Origin of the sequence: Marinobacter sp. LV10R520-4 (assembly GCF_002563815.1) — a bacterium.
Lineage (GTDB): Bacteria > Pseudomonadota > Gammaproteobacteria > Pseudomonadales > Oleiphilaceae > Marinobacter.
Genome location: NZ_PDJM01000001.1, coordinates 2,332,520 through 2,350,452, shown reverse-complemented (window position 1 = coordinate 2,350,452; position 17,933 = coordinate 2,332,520). Strand labels below are relative to the sequence as shown.

The 17,933-nt window shown below is 56.1% G+C and carries 14 protein-coding genes; 1 reads left to right on the top strand and 13 read right to left on the bottom strand.

From position 1 onward, the window contains the following. Nucleotides 1-27: 27 nt before the first annotated feature. Complete coding sequence (locus ATG98_RS11300; RefSeq protein WP_098421192.1) at nucleotides 28-645, top strand: FAD-dependent oxidoreductase; 618 nt, start codon at nucleotides 28-30, stop codon at nucleotides 643-645. Here ATG98_RS11300 and ATG98_RS11295 read toward each other — a convergent pair. From ATG98_RS11295 to ATG98_RS11235, 13 genes are all read right to left on the bottom strand, one after another. Next, nucleotides 624-1,226, bottom strand: coding sequence for a nitrous oxide reductase accessory protein NosL (locus tag ATG98_RS11295; RefSeq protein ID WP_098421191.1), 603 nt, complete (start codon nucleotides 1,224-1,226; stop codon nucleotides 624-626). The two genes, ATG98_RS11300 and ATG98_RS11295, sit on opposite strands and share 22 nt — an antisense overlap. 66 nt (nucleotides 1,227-1,292) lie before the next feature. Then, a complete protein-coding gene (locus tag ATG98_RS11290; protein WP_098423087.1) occupies nucleotides 1,293-2,123 on the bottom strand; it encodes an ABC transporter permease in 831 nt (276 codons plus the stop codon). Then, nucleotides 2,120-3,052 carry an ABC transporter ATP-binding protein gene (locus tag ATG98_RS11285; protein ID WP_098421189.1) on the bottom strand — a complete coding sequence of 311 codons (933 nt, stop codon included), beginning with the start codon at nucleotides 3,050-3,052 and terminating at the stop codon, nucleotides 2,120-2,122. The genes ATG98_RS11290 and ATG98_RS11285 overlap by 4 nt, the downstream gene beginning before the upstream one ends. Next, a complete protein-coding gene (locus ATG98_RS11280; protein WP_098423085.1) occupies nucleotides 3,049-4,347 on the bottom strand; it encodes a nitrous oxide reductase family maturation protein NosD in 1,299 nt (432 codons plus the stop codon). The genes ATG98_RS11285 and ATG98_RS11280 overlap by 4 nt, the downstream gene beginning before the upstream one ends. A 277-nt stretch (nucleotides 4,348-4,624) precedes the next feature. Continuing rightward, complete coding sequence (nosZ, locus tag ATG98_RS11275; protein WP_098424429.1) at nucleotides 4,625-6,523, bottom strand: TAT-dependent nitrous-oxide reductase; 1,899 nt, start codon at nucleotides 6,521-6,523, stop codon at nucleotides 4,625-4,627. A 59-nt stretch (nucleotides 6,524-6,582) separates the two neighbouring features. After that, a complete protein-coding gene (gene nosR / locus ATG98_RS11270; protein WP_098423083.1) occupies nucleotides 6,583-8,748 on the bottom strand; it encodes a transcriptional regulator NosR in 2,166 nt (721 codons plus the stop codon). Between the two features lie 146 nt (nucleotides 8,749-8,894). Continuing rightward, complete coding sequence (locus ATG98_RS11265) at nucleotides 8,895-9,296, bottom strand: ribonucleotide reductase subunit alpha (RefSeq protein ID WP_098423081.1); 402 nt, start codon at nucleotides 9,294-9,296, stop codon at nucleotides 8,895-8,897. A gap of 22 nt (nucleotides 9,297-9,318) precedes the next feature. Beyond that, entirely contained in the window at nucleotides 9,319-10,116 is a 798-nt protein-coding gene (locus ATG98_RS11260) for a Crp/Fnr family transcriptional regulator (RefSeq protein WP_179888126.1), read from the bottom strand. 134 nt (nucleotides 10,117-10,250) lie between these two features. Further along, entirely contained in the window at nucleotides 10,251-11,057 is an 807-nt protein-coding gene (locus ATG98_RS11255) for a peptidylprolyl isomerase (protein WP_098423079.1), read from the bottom strand. Nucleotides 11,058-11,081: 24 nt separating this feature from the next. Beyond that, nucleotides 11,082-11,759 carry a respiratory nitrate reductase subunit gamma gene (gene narI, locus ATG98_RS11250; RefSeq protein ID WP_098423077.1) on the bottom strand — a complete coding sequence of 226 codons (678 nt, stop codon included), beginning with the start codon at nucleotides 11,757-11,759 and terminating at the stop codon, nucleotides 11,082-11,084. 20 nt (nucleotides 11,760-11,779) lie between these two features. After that, nucleotides 11,780-12,532 carry a nitrate reductase molybdenum cofactor assembly chaperone gene (gene narJ / locus ATG98_RS11245; protein WP_098423075.1) on the bottom strand — a complete coding sequence of 251 codons (753 nt, stop codon included), beginning with the start codon at nucleotides 12,530-12,532 and terminating at the stop codon, nucleotides 11,780-11,782. Between the two features lie 10 nt (nucleotides 12,533-12,542). Further along, nucleotides 12,543-14,114 (bottom strand): nitrate reductase subunit beta, encoded by a 1,572-nt coding sequence (gene narH / locus ATG98_RS11240; protein WP_098423073.1) that lies wholly within the window; start codon nucleotides 14,112-14,114, stop codon nucleotides 12,543-12,545. After that, a complete protein-coding gene (locus ATG98_RS11235; RefSeq protein ID WP_098423071.1) occupies nucleotides 14,111-17,854 on the bottom strand; it encodes a nitrate reductase subunit alpha in 3,744 nt (1,247 codons plus the stop codon). Before ATG98_RS11235 ends, narH begins: the two co-directional genes overlap by 4 nt. Nucleotides 17,855-17,933 lie beyond the last annotated feature (79 nt).

Below are 17,933 nucleotides of genomic sequence, written 5' to 3'. Positions count from 1 at the left end.
CTTTAACAAAACCAATCATAAAACGCCATGAAAAACTATCAAACCGACGTTGCCGTGATCGGTGCCGGCCTGGCCGGCATTGTAACCGCGCTGGAACTCTTAGATTGCGGCTATACCGTTGCATTACTGGACGGCTCGCCAGACGGAGCTCTGGGTGGCCAGGCCAACGATGCCTTCGGTGGCATGCTGCTTACAGGCACCGCGGAACAGGCCCGTAACCGCATAAAAGACAGCCCCGAACTGCTACTGGCAGACTGGCTGCGCGCCGGCGAATTTCAAGCCGACGACCACATAGCCTGGGGCTGCGGCCGCGGCATCGCCAACACCGTGGTGTGCAGTGGCGGCATTAACGGCAACCTGGAAAAAGTACGCCAAAACTGGGACACCTGCTACGGCCCGCCGCCATTCGTCAACGCTTGGTCAGCCGCAAAAGCCTTGGCGGCATCCCCAAGCGTTTTCAGTAAAAAATGGCGACAGAACAAAATCAGAAAAGTGCTGGTTGGAACCGCCTCACAAAACTGTGCAGAGCCATGGATGGCGGAGCCCAAGCCGCACAGGGACGTTTTAAGGCGTGTTTTGGGAGTCAGTCCGCCAAGCGGTCTGCCCCCCTGGTTGCGGTGTGATCAGTGTTCCATCGAACCGTGATTCATGGAGCCTTGCCCCGTAGAGCCATGATCCATAGCTGCCGGACGGGCAGCGTTTAAATCATCCATTGTAATGTCAGCAAACGCTTTTACCTGGCCACCGAATTCAGCGGCAAAACCGTCGGCAGCCGTGCTGTCTGCAAACGACGCCAGCGTGGGGCCCATGGCGCCCAAGCGCTCGGAGCCAATAACGTAAAACGCCTCGCGGGCATCGATTAGCGCCGTATCCACCGGGCTGTCCCATTCGGATTGCGCCATGTCGTGAACGTACAGAGTGTGATCGCGCTTTACGTTTTCTGGCTGCAACACCCAAGAGAACATGTCTTTTGTGGAGCAAAACTTGTGTACCTGCTGTTGCTTCTCGGTAATCACCTCCCCTTTCGGCCCGGGGAAGCCTGTTATTGCCATACCGCAAACGTGGCACTCGTCGCCGTCTTCCATATGCACCGCCGCCGGTTTTTCTATTGTGCTTTGCGTTGTCGGCTCAGAACAGCCTGCCAGCGCGAAAAAGCCCGCGAGCAACAGCAACAATCTCAGGGCGGGCACCCTGGTAAACCGACGACCTTCGTTAACGATACTCATCCGGAAAAACTCCATTCTAAGGAACAGTTTTTGAGTGACAGCAACCTGAAACACATGCAGAGAGCTTTAAATCCGACGTTTGCGAAATAACGCCCAGGCGAGAGTCAACGGCGCTACGCACCACAGCACCAACCCCAGCCAAAGGCCGCTTTGGCCGATGGGCAAGTCGTTGCCAAGACTCAGCACTCCACTGAGCTGACGACCCTCACCAAAGGCCAGAATATTCAACAAACGGTAGATATCTGTCGGGTTCAGCATCAGCAACCAGGGCAGCAGTTCCGGGTTTAGCTTGCCTTCGCTGGCCACCAGTGAGCCCAGTAGCAGTAGGTCGAACACCAGCACAAAGAAAAACCAGATCGCCAAGGCCAGGCCCGCGGCAACCGGCTTCTCGCTAGCGCGCACGCTCACCACATAAGCCAGGGCTATAAAGCCCCAGCCCAACAAAATGGTAGAGCCAATAAATCGCAGCATCGCCAGTGCCAGGCTTATAATGCCTACGTCTTCTACCAGCACGGCAATGGCAATACCCGCTACACCAAAACCCAGAATCGTGGCAAACGCCAAAGTCAGGCCGTGGCCCAGAAACTTGCCGAACAACAACTGACCGCGGCTAAGGGGATAGGTCATAAGCAGCAATAAAGTGCCGCCTTCGTCTTCGCCAACGATCGCATCATAGGCCAGTAGCAGCGCGATCAACGGAATCAGGAAGATGCCCAGGCTGGCCAGGCTGGCGATGGTCGCGGGGGTAGATGCGTAGCCGACCTGACCGGACGCAGCCGCACCAAACCAGGCGATGCCCACGGCCAGAACAGCAAACACAACAGCAATGGCCAGCAGCCAGCGGTTACGCAAGCTGTCGCTAAGCTCTTTACGGGCGATGGTCCATACGCTGTTCATTGCAAACCCCCACGGTGAGCCAGGCCACCGGAGCCAATAAAGTGCACGTAAATGTCCTCCAGGGTGGGCTGGTGAATGCCCACGTCCGCCACTTCGCCGGAGGCCATTAGCGCCGTCAGCAGTGGCATTTTATCGGCGGGGCGTACATCAACCTGCAAACGGTTGTTCACCGATTTCATCACCGGGCTGGTGGCGCTTTCGCACTGACGAATGACGTTTTCCAGGGAATCCAGAGAGCCCGTCGGCTCCAGCATCAACGTGACCGGCATATTGGCCTGGCGCCGCAGCGCTTCCAGATTGCCGGTGGCCTTCAAGGCGCCGTCGGTCAGAATCGCCGCGCGGTCGATATAAGGCTCCACACCCGGCAACACGTGGGAACAAAGCACAATGCCGGTGCCGCTATCACGCAAGATGCGCAGTAGTCGGTACAGATCGGCGGTCGCGACCGGGTCAAGCCCCACCGTGGGTTCGTCCAGCATCAGCAGTTTTGGCTTGCCCAATAACGCCTGAGCCAGGCCCAGGCGCTGGCGCATGCCCTTCGAATAGGTTTTCACCCGCGCTTCCATGGCATCGTCTAACCCAACCTGGGTCAGCAGCTCCGGCACCTGGCGCAAGTCTGCACCTTTCAGACGAGCGAAGTGCGCCAGAATTTCACGGCCGGTCAGCTGCGGGTAGAACATCACGTTTTCCGGTAAATAACCGATGTGCCGGGTTACCTGGGGGTCGCCCGCACTGCCATCCAGCACCGACAAAGAACCCCCTACCGGCTGCATTAGACCCAGAATCAGCTTGATGGTGGTGGTTTTACCAGCGCCGTTGTGGCCAAACAGGCCCAGAATTTCCCCAGGCTCCAGGCGCAAATCCACACCCTGCAGCACAGTGGCTTTGTCGTAACGGTAACTGACATTTTCAAGACGAAAACAGCTCATTGCGGCTCCGCAGAATTCGGGTTAGAAACAGCCGATGGAACGCGTTCGGGCTCAGGTGGATACATCAGCGGATGGGAATCCTGAACCCCGGCGGCCTTGATCACCGGAAACGCATCCTGCACCCAGCGCAGGGTATCCACCGCCGGGCTGAACATCAGCACTTTGGCTTCCGGATAGGTCCATAGAAGACGATCGACGTTATCATTAGGCTCGTAAGGAACGTCACCGGTGCCGTCCTGGTTACGATCCCAGCCCAGGTAGTCACTCCAGTAATTACCCACGCCGTCTTTCGACCACTCCTGGGTGCGGGTGGCCACATACTTTACCTGGCGCTGGTTATTCACGAAGGCATTGTTGAACATCGTGTTGTCTTCCGAACCGGCGGTTAAGTGAATGCCAATATTGCTGTTGGCAAACACGTTATCGGTAAAGATGTTGTACAGAGAGTTGTAAATAAACACCGCCTTACCCTCGGCACCGGACATCGCCGCCCCGGCAAACTGCCCCTTGGACACACCGGTAACCACATTACCCCGCAGCTCGGACTGGGTAATAAAGTTCATCAGAATGCCGTAATTCTCATCGTTCTCGGAACGGTTGTTCAGCACCGTCAACCGCTTACTCTGCATCAACGCATAGCCGGTGCGCGTATTACGGGTAACATTGTTTTCCAGCAGATTGTCCATCGAATACATGTAATGAATGCCATAGCGCAAATCGGCCATCACATTGTTACGAATGCGGTTGTTGTTAGAGGTTTCAATATAAATCCCATCGCGGGTCTGACGAATATCATTGCCTTCAATCAGCGCGCCCTGAACATTGAACAAATGAATGCCATTGCCCCGATCGTTGGAGCGCATACTGGCATCGCCACGAATCACATTGCCAAGAACCGTCGCATCCGGCGTAGCATCCAACCACACCCCAAACGCCGGACCCTGCAAGTTATTATCCGCAACCGTAACGCCCTGAGCCTCACGGGCCACAAAAATTGCCGCGTCCAGCTTGTTAAGGTCTGAACCCCAGTTACGCACCGTGCAGCCGCTAAACGTCACCCCTGCCGCCACAATATGAACGGTTCTGCCCTCGCCGCCGCCATCAATCACCGTATCGGCATGGCAGCGCACCGTCACATCCGCTACCCGGATAACGATCGGTGAAACCTGTTCAGGCGGCAGCTCAAAAACCGCCCCCGGCTCCAGTGCGTCCAGTTGTTGCTGGATATCCGCTTGTGCGGTTAGCGACAGCAAAGCGACGGTGAAAACCGCCACTACGCGTAAAAGTTGGTGCATCAATGATTACTCAGTAAGGTAAAAACCGCCAAACTCTGGCGAACCGAAGTAAAAAGACTTTTCAAGTATCTGCCCAAACCCATCTGCGGCGCGATTACCGACTCTCGGGCAGGACACTGGAAGAGCACTTTCCAAAACTGTGCGGAGCCATGGATGGCGGAGCTCAAGCGCCCCAGGGATGGGCTTGAGCGTGTTTTGGAAAGTGCTCTTTCAGTGTCTTGCTTCTCCAAAGTAAAAAGCCGGAGCCTTAGAACAGGGCTCCGGCCAAACCACTTAATCAGGCCTTTTCGACCAACATCCGCCCCGTCATCTCCATATGCAGAGCGTGACAGAACCAGTTGCAGTAGTACCAATGCACACCTGGCTTATCCGCCACGAACGTCACCGACGACGTCTGCTGCGGGCTGATTTCCATGCTCACACCGTGGTTCACCACCGAAAAGCCGTGGGTAACGTCTTCAATAGTGTCCAGGTTGGTCACATACACCGTCACCTCGTCACCCTGCTTCACGGTGAACTCGGTTGTACCGTAAATAGGCGCCACCGACGTCATATAAACGCGCACTTTTTTGCCGTCGCGGATGATCTTGTTATCGCCTTCCAGCGTGATACCGTCTTTCTCGGCCTGGGCGCGGGCACTGGCGAAGTACGGATCGTCACGGGTATAGATTTTCTTGGTTTTGATCTGATCACGACGCACCATAATGCAATCGTGTGGTTCGGCGAAGGCCGGGCCATCGTGCACCAGCTTCATTTCATCGCCAGAAATATCGATCAGCTGATCGTTCTCCGGGTGCAAAGGGCCAACCGGCAGGAAACGGTCTTTCGAGAACTTCGACAACACCACCAGCCACTTGCCATCGGCATCGCGGGTTTCGGTCAGCGACGCGTGGTTGTGGCCCGGCTGGTAATGCACATCCAGTTTCTGGCGCAGGTAGTTTACGTCTTCACCGTTGTAATGCTTGATAGCATCCGCAATGTTCCACTTCACCACCTGGCTGTCGATAAACAGCGTGGTGTAGGCGTTACCGCGGCCATCGTACGTGGTGTGAAGAGGCCCGAGACCCAGCTCGGGCTCAGCAACAATCACGTCACGGAGCTCGATTTTGTCGTCAAACACATCATCCAGTTTGTCGATGGCAATCACCGAACAGGTTGGCGACAGCTTGCCGGCAGCAATGAAGTACTTGCCATCCGGTGACGTGTTCACGCCGTGCGGGTTCTTCGGCACCGGAATGTAACGGGTTAACGGGGATTTACTACGGCCATCCACAACGGGCACTTTGGAATCACCCAGGGTTTTGAAGTCGCCGTTTTTGACCGCTTGTTCGATGCGTTCAACGTTAAACACCACCACCCAGTCGCGGTCGTTACGCATGGTACCGGCAAGATCTTTCGCTTTCTCAGAGTTGTAGCAGGTAGAGGCCGCGTATTTGCCGGTGTAGTCAGCGTCAGTGTTGTCCAGGTTGCCGTCGACAATCACCTGCCAGGCCACTTCCATGGTTTCCGCATCCAAGGCGTTGAACATGGTGTAGCTGTTCTCCATCGAGAAGTCGCTGCCATCGTTCGGGTGCGGAATCACATATTCGGCGTTGCAAAACACGTATTTGGTGTAAGGCACTTTCTGCAGGCGCAAACCGTGAATGGCCTGCACGTTAGGAATGTGGGTAATCTTGTCGCACTTCATGATATCCAGACGGATACGGGCCACGCGGGTGTTGGCTTTGTCGTTGATGAACAGGTACTTACCGTCGTAACGGCCGTCGGTCATGGAGATGTGCGGGTGGTGACAGTCGCCGTTCAGAAATTTGTTGTCGTGGCCCAGTACGTCTTTGCTTTCGTTGGTCAGGCCCCAACCGGTTGCTGAATCCACGTTGAACACCGGAATACGCATCAGCTCGCGCATAGACGGTATACCCATTATCCGCACTTCGCCCTGGTGGCCACCGCTCCAGAAACCGTAGTACTCATCCAGCTCGCCAGGGCCCACCTGAATATTATTGCGTGCTTCTTTAGCTGCGGCTGCAAACGCCTCACGGCTCATGACTGCGCCGCCAAGGCCCGCTACACCGGCAACACCAGCCACCGCGGTGGCGCCCAGAAAACGCCGGCGGCTCAGGCCGGTGTGTTCCGTTTTCACCAGTTCTTTTTGATTCTTCTCATGATCTTTGTTCATGATGCTCAACTCCGGTTCAGTTTTGAGGGGTTGTTCTTTTTTCGTTATGGCACTGCTTTTCATTTCACTTCGACGACTGGAATCTGTTCCGGACGCCCCGGCGAATTTTGGCCACGGCGCTTGCCGCGGTGCTTCACAATCAGCGGCGGGCATTTGTTGTCGTCGAAATAAGTTACCTGGCAGTCCAGGCAGTAGTGGCATTCCATGAAATTGATGGTGCCGTCTGGGTGAATAGCCTGTACCTCGCATTCTTTTTCGCACAGGCGGCAGGGGGTGCCACATTCCTTGCGACGCTTGAGCCAGTCGAATACCCGCAGCTTGGTGGGCAGCGCCAGCGCGGCGCCCAGCGGGCACAGGTAGCGGCAATACACCTTGCGGGTGAACAGGTTGATCACCAGCAACACCACCGCGTAGAGCACAAACGGCCAGGTGCGGGCGAAATGTAAGGTAATGGAGGTTTTGAAAGGTTCGATTTCCGCCAGTCTTTCTGCCATCGCCATGGATTCCAGCGACACCCCGAAAAGCACCAGCAGAATGATGTACTTGATGGCCCAAAGGCGTTCGTGCACGGCAAACGGCACGCTGTACTGGGGTATTTTCAGCTTGCGGGCGATTTCATTCAACAGCTCTTGCAGCGCACCAAACGGGCACAACCAACCGCAATAGACCGCGCGGCCCCAAAGCAACACAATGCCGGCTACCACAGCCCACAATATGAACATGATCGGGTCGATCAGGAACGTCTGCCAGCTAAAACCAGACATGAAACTGTGCACAAAAGTCAGCACGTTCACGATGGACAACTGGCCCAAGGCGTACCAGCCAATAAAGAACAGGGTGTAGGTAAGAAAGCCGTGGCGAATCCAGCGGGTTAAATTGGGCCGCTTTACCAGCCAGTCCTGGAAGAACAGAACAAACATCAGCACCAATATGCCTGCGCCCAGTACCACAATCTGGAACTGCTTCTGGTACCACACTTGCACCCACATGGGTTGGGTTTCCAGCCATTCTTCCTGGCTGACCACAACATCCGCACGGGTGTAATACTGATCGGGCAGTTGGTATTCCAGCGGGAACACCTGGAATTTGCTGTCCAGCGGGCCGGTCTGGCGCTTTACGGTCAGTTCGAGGGTCCAGGGCGTACCCGGGTCAAAGTTGTACTGTTGGCGAATGATGAAGATCGCCATTTCGGAAAAGTCCGGCATGCCTTCGCTGTACACATCGCTTAAACGATAGAAGTCGAGGTCGCGGAAGTTGAAGGTGTCACCAAACTGGCGAATCTGAATGCGGTCGAAAATGCCGCCGCGCACATAGCCGGAGCCCTTGAACGAATAGGAGCCGCTGGCCATCACCGCAATGGCGTGTTCGCCTTCTTTCAGCAGAGAGTTCAACCATTCGTACTGGCTTTCACCCAGCAGATTGCGACCAATGGTGGGGGCGTCCAGATAGGCTGCATACAGGTCTATCAATGCGTCTTCACGCTGATCGGGAGCGGCGGCCTCTACGCCTTCCGCGTCGGTGCCTTTAAACGAGTCATCCACTTGGCCACGGGTCAGCAGCAGGCGGCGAATGGAGCCATCGCCCGTCAGTTGCTGCCAGTTGGCTTGCTCAAACTGCTCGTTATTAACCTCAGCAATGGGTGGCCGTTTTACGCCCGCATCCTCCACCAGGCCAAGCTCTACGCCGACTCTGTGGGCCGTGCGCATGATGACTTCGTTCACCACCATCACCGTAACGGTCGCGCCGGACAGGCCGTCTACTGCCACCTTGCGCTCGTTGGTGTTGCCGCCCACAGTCACCCGCTGATCAGCTTTCAGGCCGGTGTACTGGTCGGTAAAGTCGTGCAGTTTGTACTCGGGAATGCCGATCAGCAGAATTGGCTCGGAGTGATGAATTACGCGGGTTTTAAGGATTTCGCCGTCGGTATTCATCAATACCTGAATGTTCAGGGGTTTGCCCGAATAGGCGGGGGTTTGCACGAAGTCGAGGCTTTGGTAGGTGTAGCCCACCAGCTCTTCGCCAGCGAAGAGTTCGCCAATGGCGCGATTGCTCTCGCGGGGGCGCACCTCGGTGACCTGAGGCAGGGTTTGCGTGATCACCTGGCGGCCTGAAACAGGCTGGTACTGGTCAACGGGGTCGGCTTTTACATGGTCGACGCCTGCGAACAGTGCCAGTACCAACGCCATTACAATCAGATTTACGATATTGCTAAAACGGATACTCACAACATGTCCCCGCTGACTATAGTTGTTGCACAGATTAGATTATTTAAAAGTAATTAGAATACCTCTTATGGGATACACCTAGGAGGCTGTTGATACCGCCCTATCTCTGATTAGCGCCGATGGCAGACGGCCATCAGCGCTTACAGCTAACCCAGGCTAACGGCTTCACCACTGGCGTCCAAAGGCAAGTAATTGCCAACGTGGCCCATACGAATGCTTTCGACCATCATGGTCATCGGCTGCTGTGTTTCGTCGCTGGACGGAGGAACGCCACCACGGCCAGACATAGCCGCCACAAATACAACCTCCCAGTTCTCGCCGGTGCTGCGGGACTCCTCCACCAACTGACTGAAGTCTGCGACTTCGGCAGGTGTTTTATCCACGCAGATAACCGGCGTGAGTGCCCCACCCTCGCCCCGCTTAAACGCTGCGCGTTCGTCGGCTGTGGCATCGCCTGGCAACTCGGCACGGCAGAACACAAACAACAGTCGCTGGGGCTCGTGTTCCTGTTTGGTGGCGGCAATCAATTCGCTGTAATTGCTGATCATTTGGTAAATCCTTAAATGATAACTATTGGCTGATCTGAATCAACTTGCTCGGGTCGGAAATAAACACCCGGCTGCGATTTACCCGCACCAAGCCGTTGGCTTTCAGATCCGCCAGAATACGTGAGAAAGTTTCCGGCTGCATGGCGAGCCGCGAGGCCACCAGGCATTTGGGCAGTGGCAATTCAACTTCACCACCCTGCTCGCTGCCTTCTGGCAACAAATCTACTAAATAGCGAATTAACCGATCGCGGGCGCTCTGAACCGTCATGATTTCAAGATCGTGAAAGCGGGTCACGGCGCGCATCGCGTAGTGGCGCAAGGCGGCCTGAGTATAGCTGTGATTGGTATCCAGCAAATCCTGATAGGCTTTCACCGGAATCATCAGTACTTCGCTGGTTTTCAAGGCTTCGGCGTAACAGGCGTAGCGGGCGGGATCGGCGTATATCATCACTTCGGCAATGCAGTCGCCTGGCGCGATGCTGTCCAGAGTACGGTCAATACCCGATGGATCCAGCCGGTACAAGCGCAAGCGGCCAGACAATACAAAGAAGAAGTGGTGGGCCGGCATGTCCTGCCGATACAGCAACTGGTGATGGCCCAGCCGCAAGCGGCGGGCATGATGCAGAAGCTCTTGCAAGTCGTCTTCTTCCAGAGCGCTGAACATGGCGTGGCTACGCAACAGCGCCAGGCCGTCTTCGTGGTCACCAGGCTTAACCGCCACCAGAACCGGTTTTGAGTAGTTCATGGGGGTGTCCTGCGTGCGAGTATCGGCAGCCTGTATCAGCGCCATGGCGGCATCCTCTTTGGCATGTTCATGCATTCATAATCTATGTATGAATACTAGAGGGATCGACCGCAAAAATCGCTCCCTCTTCGGAGGTAACCCATTAGCAGTGCGGCCTGCACTGTTTCCAGCCAGGCCGCACATATTGCTTTTAAAATCCGCAACCGGATTTATTGCATCAGCGGTGAATCCGGCAGTTCCAGATCAACACCTTCAACACCGGCTTCGGCCGCTAACACCAGCAAGTACTGGCGGCAGGCGCGACGGGTCACACTTTCGCTCAGGTACTGGCGGATTTGTGGTTTTACATGCTCGTAAGGCAATGGCTGGCCATCAATGCGCTGGTCTACGCGCACAATGTGGTAGCCGTAACGGGTTTCGATCAGCTCGGAATGCAGGCCTTCCTTCAAATTCAGCACCGGGCGCTCAAACTCGTCGACGGTCTGGCCTTTGCTGATCTGCCCGAGGCTGCCGCCCTGATGGCGAGATTCGCAGGCTGAATACTGCTTGGCCAGGTCGTCAAACCGTGAACGACCTTCAAACAGCGCTTTCAGCAATTGATCCCCTACTTCTTCCTGGCGCATTAGCTCGGCCACGTCATCCGGTGCCGCCGCCAGCAATATGTGGCTCACGGCCATTACCACCGGGCTGCAAAACCGCCTGGGGTTGGCGTTAAAGAAGCGCTCGCAGTCCTGCTCTGTCGGGTCTGGAACACCCAGCTCTGATTCAAGCACTTTGGCGATACGGTCTTCTTCATCCAGCTCTTCAGGCAGGTTCAACAGCGTGGCCTGGTCTAGCAGCAGCTGGCGTATTACCAGGCTTTTGGCCGCGTCGTGCCAGGCGGTTGCGGCTTCATCGGCGGGGTGATACTGCATTTCCCGCGCTATGTCATCTTCGTTGATCAGCGTGTCGCCAACGGTCACCGGTGGGAACCGGTTTCTGGGTTTTTCGGCTTCGCCGGTAGGTATTAATTGCATGGCATTACCCTCGTCACAGTGAAACTAAGCCCGCTTGCGCACAACCTGGTACTTGCGGCCAAAATACTCTACCGGCACGCTGAGCATGTGCACCAGACGCGTGAACGGGAAGAGCACAAAGATCGTCAGGCCCAGAGCCATATGGGTTTTGTAGATCCAGTGCACATCCGCAATGTGCGATGCAGCATCAAACTGAAAGGTAAAGATGCCCTGAGCCCAGGCGGCCAGCAACAGCATGGTGCTGCCATCCAGATGGCCCAACGTGGGGTAAATGGTCAGCATACCCAGCGCCAGCTGAATCATCAGGATGACGATAATGGCGTCGTCAGCAAAGGTGCTGCTGGCCCGGACCCGGGGGTCCGTTAGCCGACGCATTGTCAGAACGCCGCCGCCGATAAGGGCCATGGTGCCAGCAATACCACCCACTACGATGGCCATAATCTGCTTTGTGCCGGCCGACATGAACCACTCGTATGCAAAATGCGGCGTTAACAACCCAACCAAATGGCCAAAGAACACGATCAGTATGCCCACATGGAACAGAGCGCTGGCCCAGACCATGTTTTTCTTGGTCAATATCTGGGTGGACTGAGCCCGCCAAGTGAACTGGGCGTTGTCGTAGCGCGCCCAGGTACCAACAACCATCACAACCAAGGCGATATAGGGATAAATCCCAAACACCAGTGTATGTAAATAGGACATTGTCATCTCCTCCTACGCGCTCAGGCGTTGTTCACCGGTTGTTGAGCCGGGCGAGGTGTAACATCCGCCATCAGCTGATCACTCAAGTGAATGGTTTGGGTTTGCTCCAATTCACGACGCCGCTGACCTACCACACCGCCGGTGCTACAGGAGCTGCCCTGATCATCCACAAACTTTACCATTTCCTCTTCCCACACTTTGTCCAGCGCTTCGGGGGTGTCGTCGCGCTCTTCCGAGGCCACAATCTTCGCCAGCTCCTTGCGGTCGGTTTTACGACCAGACAATTCAAGCAGCGAATCCATAATCCCGTGGTACAGGCTTTCACGCTGATACAAACGCTCACCCAGCAAGCCAAGAATGTGGTGAATATCTTCCAGCCAGTTTTTGATCTCTTCCCAGGGCCGGGTAGACAGATATTCCATGAACAACGGCAGGTAATCCGGCAGTTCGCGGGCATCAATCTCCAGACCGTTGGTTTTGTATTGCTCCATCAGGTCTACCATGGCCTGCCCGCGATCGCGGGATTCGCCGTGCACGTGTTCGAACAACAGCAGGGACGTGGCGCGGCCCCGGTCAAAAGTGGCTACGTAGCTTTCCTGCAGGTCCAGTAGATTGCCGTCACAAAGCATGTCAATGCAGCGCAGCAGCTGCTCTTTGTTTTTCCGCGGCAGACGGCTGTCTTCCAGCACCGCAGCCGTCAGTTCGTCGCGGCCACGCTGTAGATCGGCGCTCGGGTATTCCAGCAACAACGCCATCACTTTTAGAATTTTCATAATCTGCTCCTCAATCCTGCAGCTGTTTCGGGTCAACCTGTTTCACCGTGGTCAGTTTTTGCACCATGGTGGAGGTCTGGCTTTTGCCGCCGAACATGTTGAATTCACTGGTGCTGCCACCACAACCGTCACCAAAGCTGAAGCCACAGCCGCCCCGTTCAGCGTATGCGTCAGGGAATGCTTCCTTTGCAAGCTCACGATGGCCGGTAGGAATCACGAAGCGGTCTTCGTAGTTGGCAATGGCCAGGTAGCGGTACATTTCATCCGCCTGGGCCTTGGTCAGACCGACTTCTTCCAGCGCCCTCAGGTCTTCCACGCCGTCAACTGTTTCAGCACGCTTGTACAGGCGCATGGCCATGATGCGTTTCAGCGCACGTACGATGGGTTTTTCGTCACCGGCGGTAAGCAGGTTGGCCAGGTACTTCACCGGAATGCGCAGGCTTTCGATTTTCGGCAGTACGCCGTCAAACTCGACCTGGCCGGCTTCGGCAGCTGACTGAATCGGGCTCAGGGGCGGCACATACCACACCATGGGCAGAGTGCGGTATTCCGGGTGCAACGGCAGGGCCAGTTTCCAGTCCACCGCCATCTTGTACACCGGGCTGCGCTGGGCCGCTTCAATTACGTTCATGGGCACGCCGTCTTTGGTCGCCTGGGCAATCACTTCCGGATCAAACGGGTCGAGGAAGATTTCCAGCTGTTTCTCGTATAGATCCTGCTCACCGGGGGTGCTGGCTACTTCTTCGATGCGATCGGCGTCGTACAACAGCACGCCCAGATAGCGAATGCGGCCTACGCAGGTTTCCGAGCACACGGTGGGCATACCGGCTTCAATCCGCGGGTAGCAGAAAATGCATTTCTCGGATTTACCGGTTTTCCAGTTAAAGTAGATTTTCTTGTACGGGCAGCCGGATACACACATCCGCCAGCCGCGGCACTTGTCTTGGTCAATCAGCACAATGCCGTCTTCTTCCCGCTTGTAGATAGCGCCGCTGGGGCAGCTAGCCACACAGGTGGGGTTCAGACAGTGCTCGCACAAACGCGGCAGGTACATCATGAATGTGCTTTCAAACTGGCCGTAAATGTCGGCCTGAATCTGATCGAAGTTTTTGTCCTTGCGACGCTTGGCAAACTCGGTGCCCAGGATTTCTTCCCAGTTCGGGCCCCATTCAATTTTCTGCATACGCTTGCCGGTAATCAGCGAGCGCGGCCGTGCAACCGGCTGGTGTTTGCTATCGTCAGCGGTGTGCAGGTGCTGATAGTCGAAATCGAACGGCTCGTAATAGTCGTCAATTTCCGGCAGATCGGGGTTGGCGAAAATGTTCGCCAACACCCGGAACTTGCCACCGATGCGGGGGCGGATTTTGCCGCTGGGGTCACGCAGCCAACCGCCTTTCCACTTGTCCTGGTTTTCCCACTCTTTCGGGTAACCAATACCGGGCTTGGTTTCAACGTTGTTGAACCAGGCGTACTCCATGCCTTCACGGCTGGTCCAGACGTTTTTACAGGTCACTGAACAGGTGTGGCAACCAATGCACTTGTCCAGGTTCAGCACCATGCCTACTTGGGAACGGATTTTCATTTCACACTCTCCTGAACAGTGTCGTTGCCCTCGCCATCAAGCCAGTCAACGTTCTTCATTTTGCGCACCACCACAAACTCGTCGCGGTTGGAACCCACGGTGCCGTAGTAGTTGAAGCCGTATGAGTACTGGGCATAGCCACCAATCATATGGGTGGGCTTTGGGCACACCCGGGTGACCGAGTTGTGAATGCCACCGCGGCTGCCGGTAATTTCCGAGCCGGGAATATTCACAATGCGTTCCTGAGCGTGGTACATCATCACCATGCCCGGCATCACCCGCTGGCTAACCACCGCCCGCGCTGACAAAGAACCGTTGGCGTTGAACACTTCTATCCAGTCGTTGTCTTCCACACCTATATCGCGGGCGTCGTCTTCACTCAGCCACACAATGGGGCCGCCACGAGACAGAGTCAGCATCAGCAGGTTGTCGCTGTAGGTGCTGTGAATGCCCCACTTCTGGTGCGGCGTCAGGAAGTTCAGCGCTTTTTCCGGGTTGCCGTTGGGCTTGGCATTCAGCAACGGTGCAGCCGCTTTGGTGTTGATGGGCGGGCGATATACCAGCAGGCTTTCGCCAAAGGCGCGCATCCACTCGTGGTCTTGATAGAACTGCTGGCGACCGGTCAGCGTGCGCCAGGGAATCAGCTCGTGCACGTTGGTGTAGCCGGCGCTGTAGGACACATGCTCGTCTTCCAGGCCAGACCAGGTTGGGCTAGAGATGATTTTGCGTGGCTGCGCCACTATGTCGCGGAAGCGGATTTTCTCGTCTTCCTTGTTCAGCGCCAGGTGTGAGTGATCCATCCCGGTGAATTCAGACAGCGCAGCCCAGGCTTTCACGGCAACTTGGCCGTTGGTTTCCGGAGCCAGGCTCAGAATCACCTCACAGGCATCAATGGCCGTATCAATTTTCGGCCGGCCCGCGTTCGCGCCTTCCAAGTGTTTGTGGTTCAGCTCACCCAGGAAGGTCACTTCTTTTTCGGTGTTCCAGTTGATGCCTTTGCCACCGTTACCCAGCTTGTCCAGCAGCGGCCCAAGGGACGTAAAGCGCGCGTAGGTGTTCGGGTAATCGCGTTCAACCGTCATAAAGTTGGGCGCGGTTTTACCCGGAATCAGATCGCACTCGCCGCGCTTCCAGTCTTTTACATCAAACGGCTGACCCAGTTCGGCGGGCGCGTCGTGCATTAAAGGCACGGTCACCACGTCTTTCTCGATACCCAGGTGGCCTTCAGACGCCTTGGAGAATGCCTTGGCAATGCCTTTGTAGATTTCCCAGTCGCTGCGGGATTCCCACGCCGGATCCGTCGCTGCGGTCAGCGGGTGAATGAACGGGTGCATATCCGAGGTATTCAGGTCGTCTTTTTCATACCAGGTAGCGGTCGGCAGAACGATGTCGGAATACAGGCAGGTGGTGGACATGCGGAAGTCCAGAGTCACCAGCAGGTCCAGCTTGCCTTGCGGCGCTTCGTCGTGCCATTTCACTTCCTGCGGCTTCACACCACCGTCGTGACCCAGGTCTTTGCCCTGCAGACCACTCGTCGTACCCAGCAGGTACTTCAGCATGTACTCGTGGCCCTTGCCGGAAGAACCCAACAGGTTAGAGCGCCAGATAAACATATTGCGCGGGTGGTTCTCCGGGGCTTCCGGATCTTCCGCGGCGAATGCCAGTGAACCGTCTTTCAGGGACTGAGTCACGTAGGCTGGCACATCCATACCGGCGCTTTCAGCTTCGGCGGCAATGCCCAGCGGGTTACGGTTAAGCTGCGGCGCAGACGGCAACCAGCCCATACGCTCGGCGCGTACGTTGTAGTCGATCAGGCTGCCACCAAATTTGGACTTGTCCGCCAGCGGCGACAGAATCTCGCTCACATCCAGCTTCTCGTAGCGCCACTGGCCGGAGTGGGCGTAGAAGAAAGATGTGCCGTTCATCTGGCGTGGCGGGCGCTGCCAGTCCAGACCAAACGCCAGCGGCTGCCAGCCGGTTTGCGGGCGCAGTTTTTCCTGACCTACATAGTGGGCCCAACCGCCACCGCTCTGGCCGACACAGCCACACATGATCAGCATGTTGATCAGCGCGCGGTAGTTCATGTCCATGTGGTACCAGTGGTTCATACCGGCGCCGACGATGATCATCGACCGACCATTGGTTTTGTGGGCAGTCTCGGCGAACTCACGGGCAATACGGGTCACTTTGTGGGCCGGTACGCCGGTGATCTTTTCCTGCCAGGCGGGTGTGTACGGCTTGATCTGGTCGTAGTCGGTAGCGCCGTCGTCTTCGCCCAGGCCACGGCTAATGCCGTAGTTGGCGATCATCAGGTCGTATACGGTGACCACTAAAGCGTTTTCGCCGTCTGCCAGTTCAATTTTACGGCTGCCCAGTTTGTGGGTCAGGGTGTCGCTGATCTCAACAGATTTAAAGTGGTCGTGCTTGATGCCACCAAAATACGGGAAGGCAACGTCCACAATTTCGTCGTGCTTTTCAACCATCGACAGCTGCAGGTTCACGTCTTCTGTTTTAGCCGTTTGCTTCAGGTTCCACTTGCCTTTTTGACCCCAGCGGTAACCGATAGAGCCGTTAGGCGCGGTTAGCTGGTTGGTGGTTTCATCAATGGCAATGGTTTTCCACTCGGGGTTGTTCTCTTCGCCCAGTCCGCCCACCAGATCGCTGGCGCGCAGGAACCGGCCCGGCACGTAGCGGCCGTCTTCCATTTTGTCGAGCTTCACCAGGTACGGCATATCGGTGTAGCGGCGCACGTAGTCGGTGAAGTAAGCGCTGGGGTTATCAACGTGAAACTCTTTCAGAATCACGTGGCCCATGGCCATGCCAAGAGCCGCATCCGTGCCCTGCTTGGGGTTCAGCCACTCATCGGACAATTTGGCAACTTCGGCGTAATCCGGAGTAATGGCAACGGTTTTGGTGCCTTTGTAGCGCACTTCGGTAAAGAAATGGGCATCCGGGGTACGGGTTTGTGGAACGTTGGAGCCCCAGGCAATGATGTAGCTGGAGTTGTACCAGTCTGCGGACTCAGGAACGTCGGTCTGTTCACCCCAGGTTTGCGGGGAAGCCGGCGGCAGGTCGCAGTACCAGTCGTAAAAGCTCAGACACACGCCGCCGATCAATGACAGGTAACGGCTACCCGCAGCGTAAGACACCATAGACATGGCAGGAATCGGCGAGAAGCCGATGATGCGGTCCGGGCCGTGCTTTTTCGCGGTGTAAACGTTAGACGCAGCAATCAGCTCGTTCACTTCGTTCCAGTCGGAACGCACAAAACCGCCCATGCCGCGGCGAGGTTTGTATTCAGCGGTTTTCTTCGGGTCTTCCACGATCGAGGCCCAGGCATCGACCGGATCATTGAACTGAATGCGGGCGGCGCGCCACAGCTGCATCAGATGCTTGCGCATCAGCGGGTACTTCAGGCGATTCGCACTGTACATGTACCAGGAATAACTGGCACCGCGGGGGCAGCCACGGGGCTCGTGATTGGGCAGATCCGGACGGGTACGGGGATAGTCGGTTTGCTGAGTTTCCCAGGTAACCAGGCCGTTTTTAACGTAGATTTTCCAGCTGCAAGAGCCGGTGCAGTTTACGCCGTGGGTGGAGCGCACAATTTTGTCGTGCTGCCAGCGCTGGCGATAGCTGTCTTCCCAGTCGCGGTTTTCGGTATGGGTTTCGCCGTGGTCGCCAGAAAAGGATTCACGCTTTTTGCTGAAGTAGCTCAGCTTGTCGATCAAATGACTCATGGTCTCTCTCTCCGTTTGCCGGATCGCGTTAACGATTTGAGACCATTGTGTGACAACCCAATAGCGAAAGCAGCGTGGT

What these genes read in the sequence shown, in the direction of transcription:
- ATG98_RS11290 (WP_098423087.1), bottom strand. Translation starts at nt 2,123, where the DNA reads ATGAACAGCGTATGGACCATCGCCCGTAAAGAGCTTAGCGACAGCTTG.
- narJ (WP_098423075.1), bottom strand. Translation starts at nt 12,532, where the DNA reads ATGAAAATTCTAAAAGTGATGGCGTTGTTGCTGGAATACCCGAGCGCC.
- ATG98_RS11285 (WP_098421189.1), bottom strand. Translation starts at nt 3,052, where the DNA reads ATGAGCTGTTTTCGTCTTGAAAATGTCAGTTACCGTTACGACAAAGCC.
- ATG98_RS11235 (WP_098423071.1), bottom strand. Translation starts at nt 17,854, where the DNA reads ATGAGTCATTTGATCGACAAGCTGAGCTACTTCAGCAAAAAGCGTGAA.
- ATG98_RS11300 (WP_098421192.1), top strand. Translation starts at nt 28, where the DNA reads ATGAAAAACTATCAAACCGACGTTGCCGTGATCGGTGCCGGCCTGGCC.
- ATG98_RS11260 (WP_179888126.1), bottom strand. Translation starts at nt 10,116, where the DNA reads ATGCATGAACATGCCAAAGAGGATGCCGCCATGGCGCTGATACAGGCT.
- narI (WP_098423077.1), bottom strand. Translation starts at nt 11,759, where the DNA reads ATGTCCTATTTACATACACTGGTGTTTGGGATTTATCCCTATATCGCC.
- ATG98_RS11295 (WP_098421191.1), bottom strand. Translation starts at nt 1,226, where the DNA reads ATGAGTATCGTTAACGAAGGTCGTCGGTTTACCAGGGTGCCCGCCCTG.
- ATG98_RS11265 (WP_098423081.1), bottom strand. Translation starts at nt 9,296, where the DNA reads ATGATCAGCAATTACAGCGAATTGATTGCCGCCACCAAACAGGAACAC.
- nosZ (WP_098424429.1), bottom strand. Translation starts at nt 6,523, where the DNA reads ATGAACAAAGATCATGAGAAGAATCAAAAAGAACTGGTGAAAACGGAA.
- narH (WP_098423073.1), bottom strand. Translation starts at nt 14,114, where the DNA reads ATGAAAATCCGTTCCCAAGTAGGCATGGTGCTGAACCTGGACAAGTGC.
- ATG98_RS11255 (WP_098423079.1), bottom strand. Translation starts at nt 11,057, where the DNA reads ATGCAATTAATACCTACCGGCGAAGCCGAAAAACCCAGAAACCGGTTC.
- ATG98_RS11280 (WP_098423085.1), bottom strand. Translation starts at nt 4,347, where the DNA reads ATGCACCAACTTTTACGCGTAGTGGCGGTTTTCACCGTCGCTTTGCTG.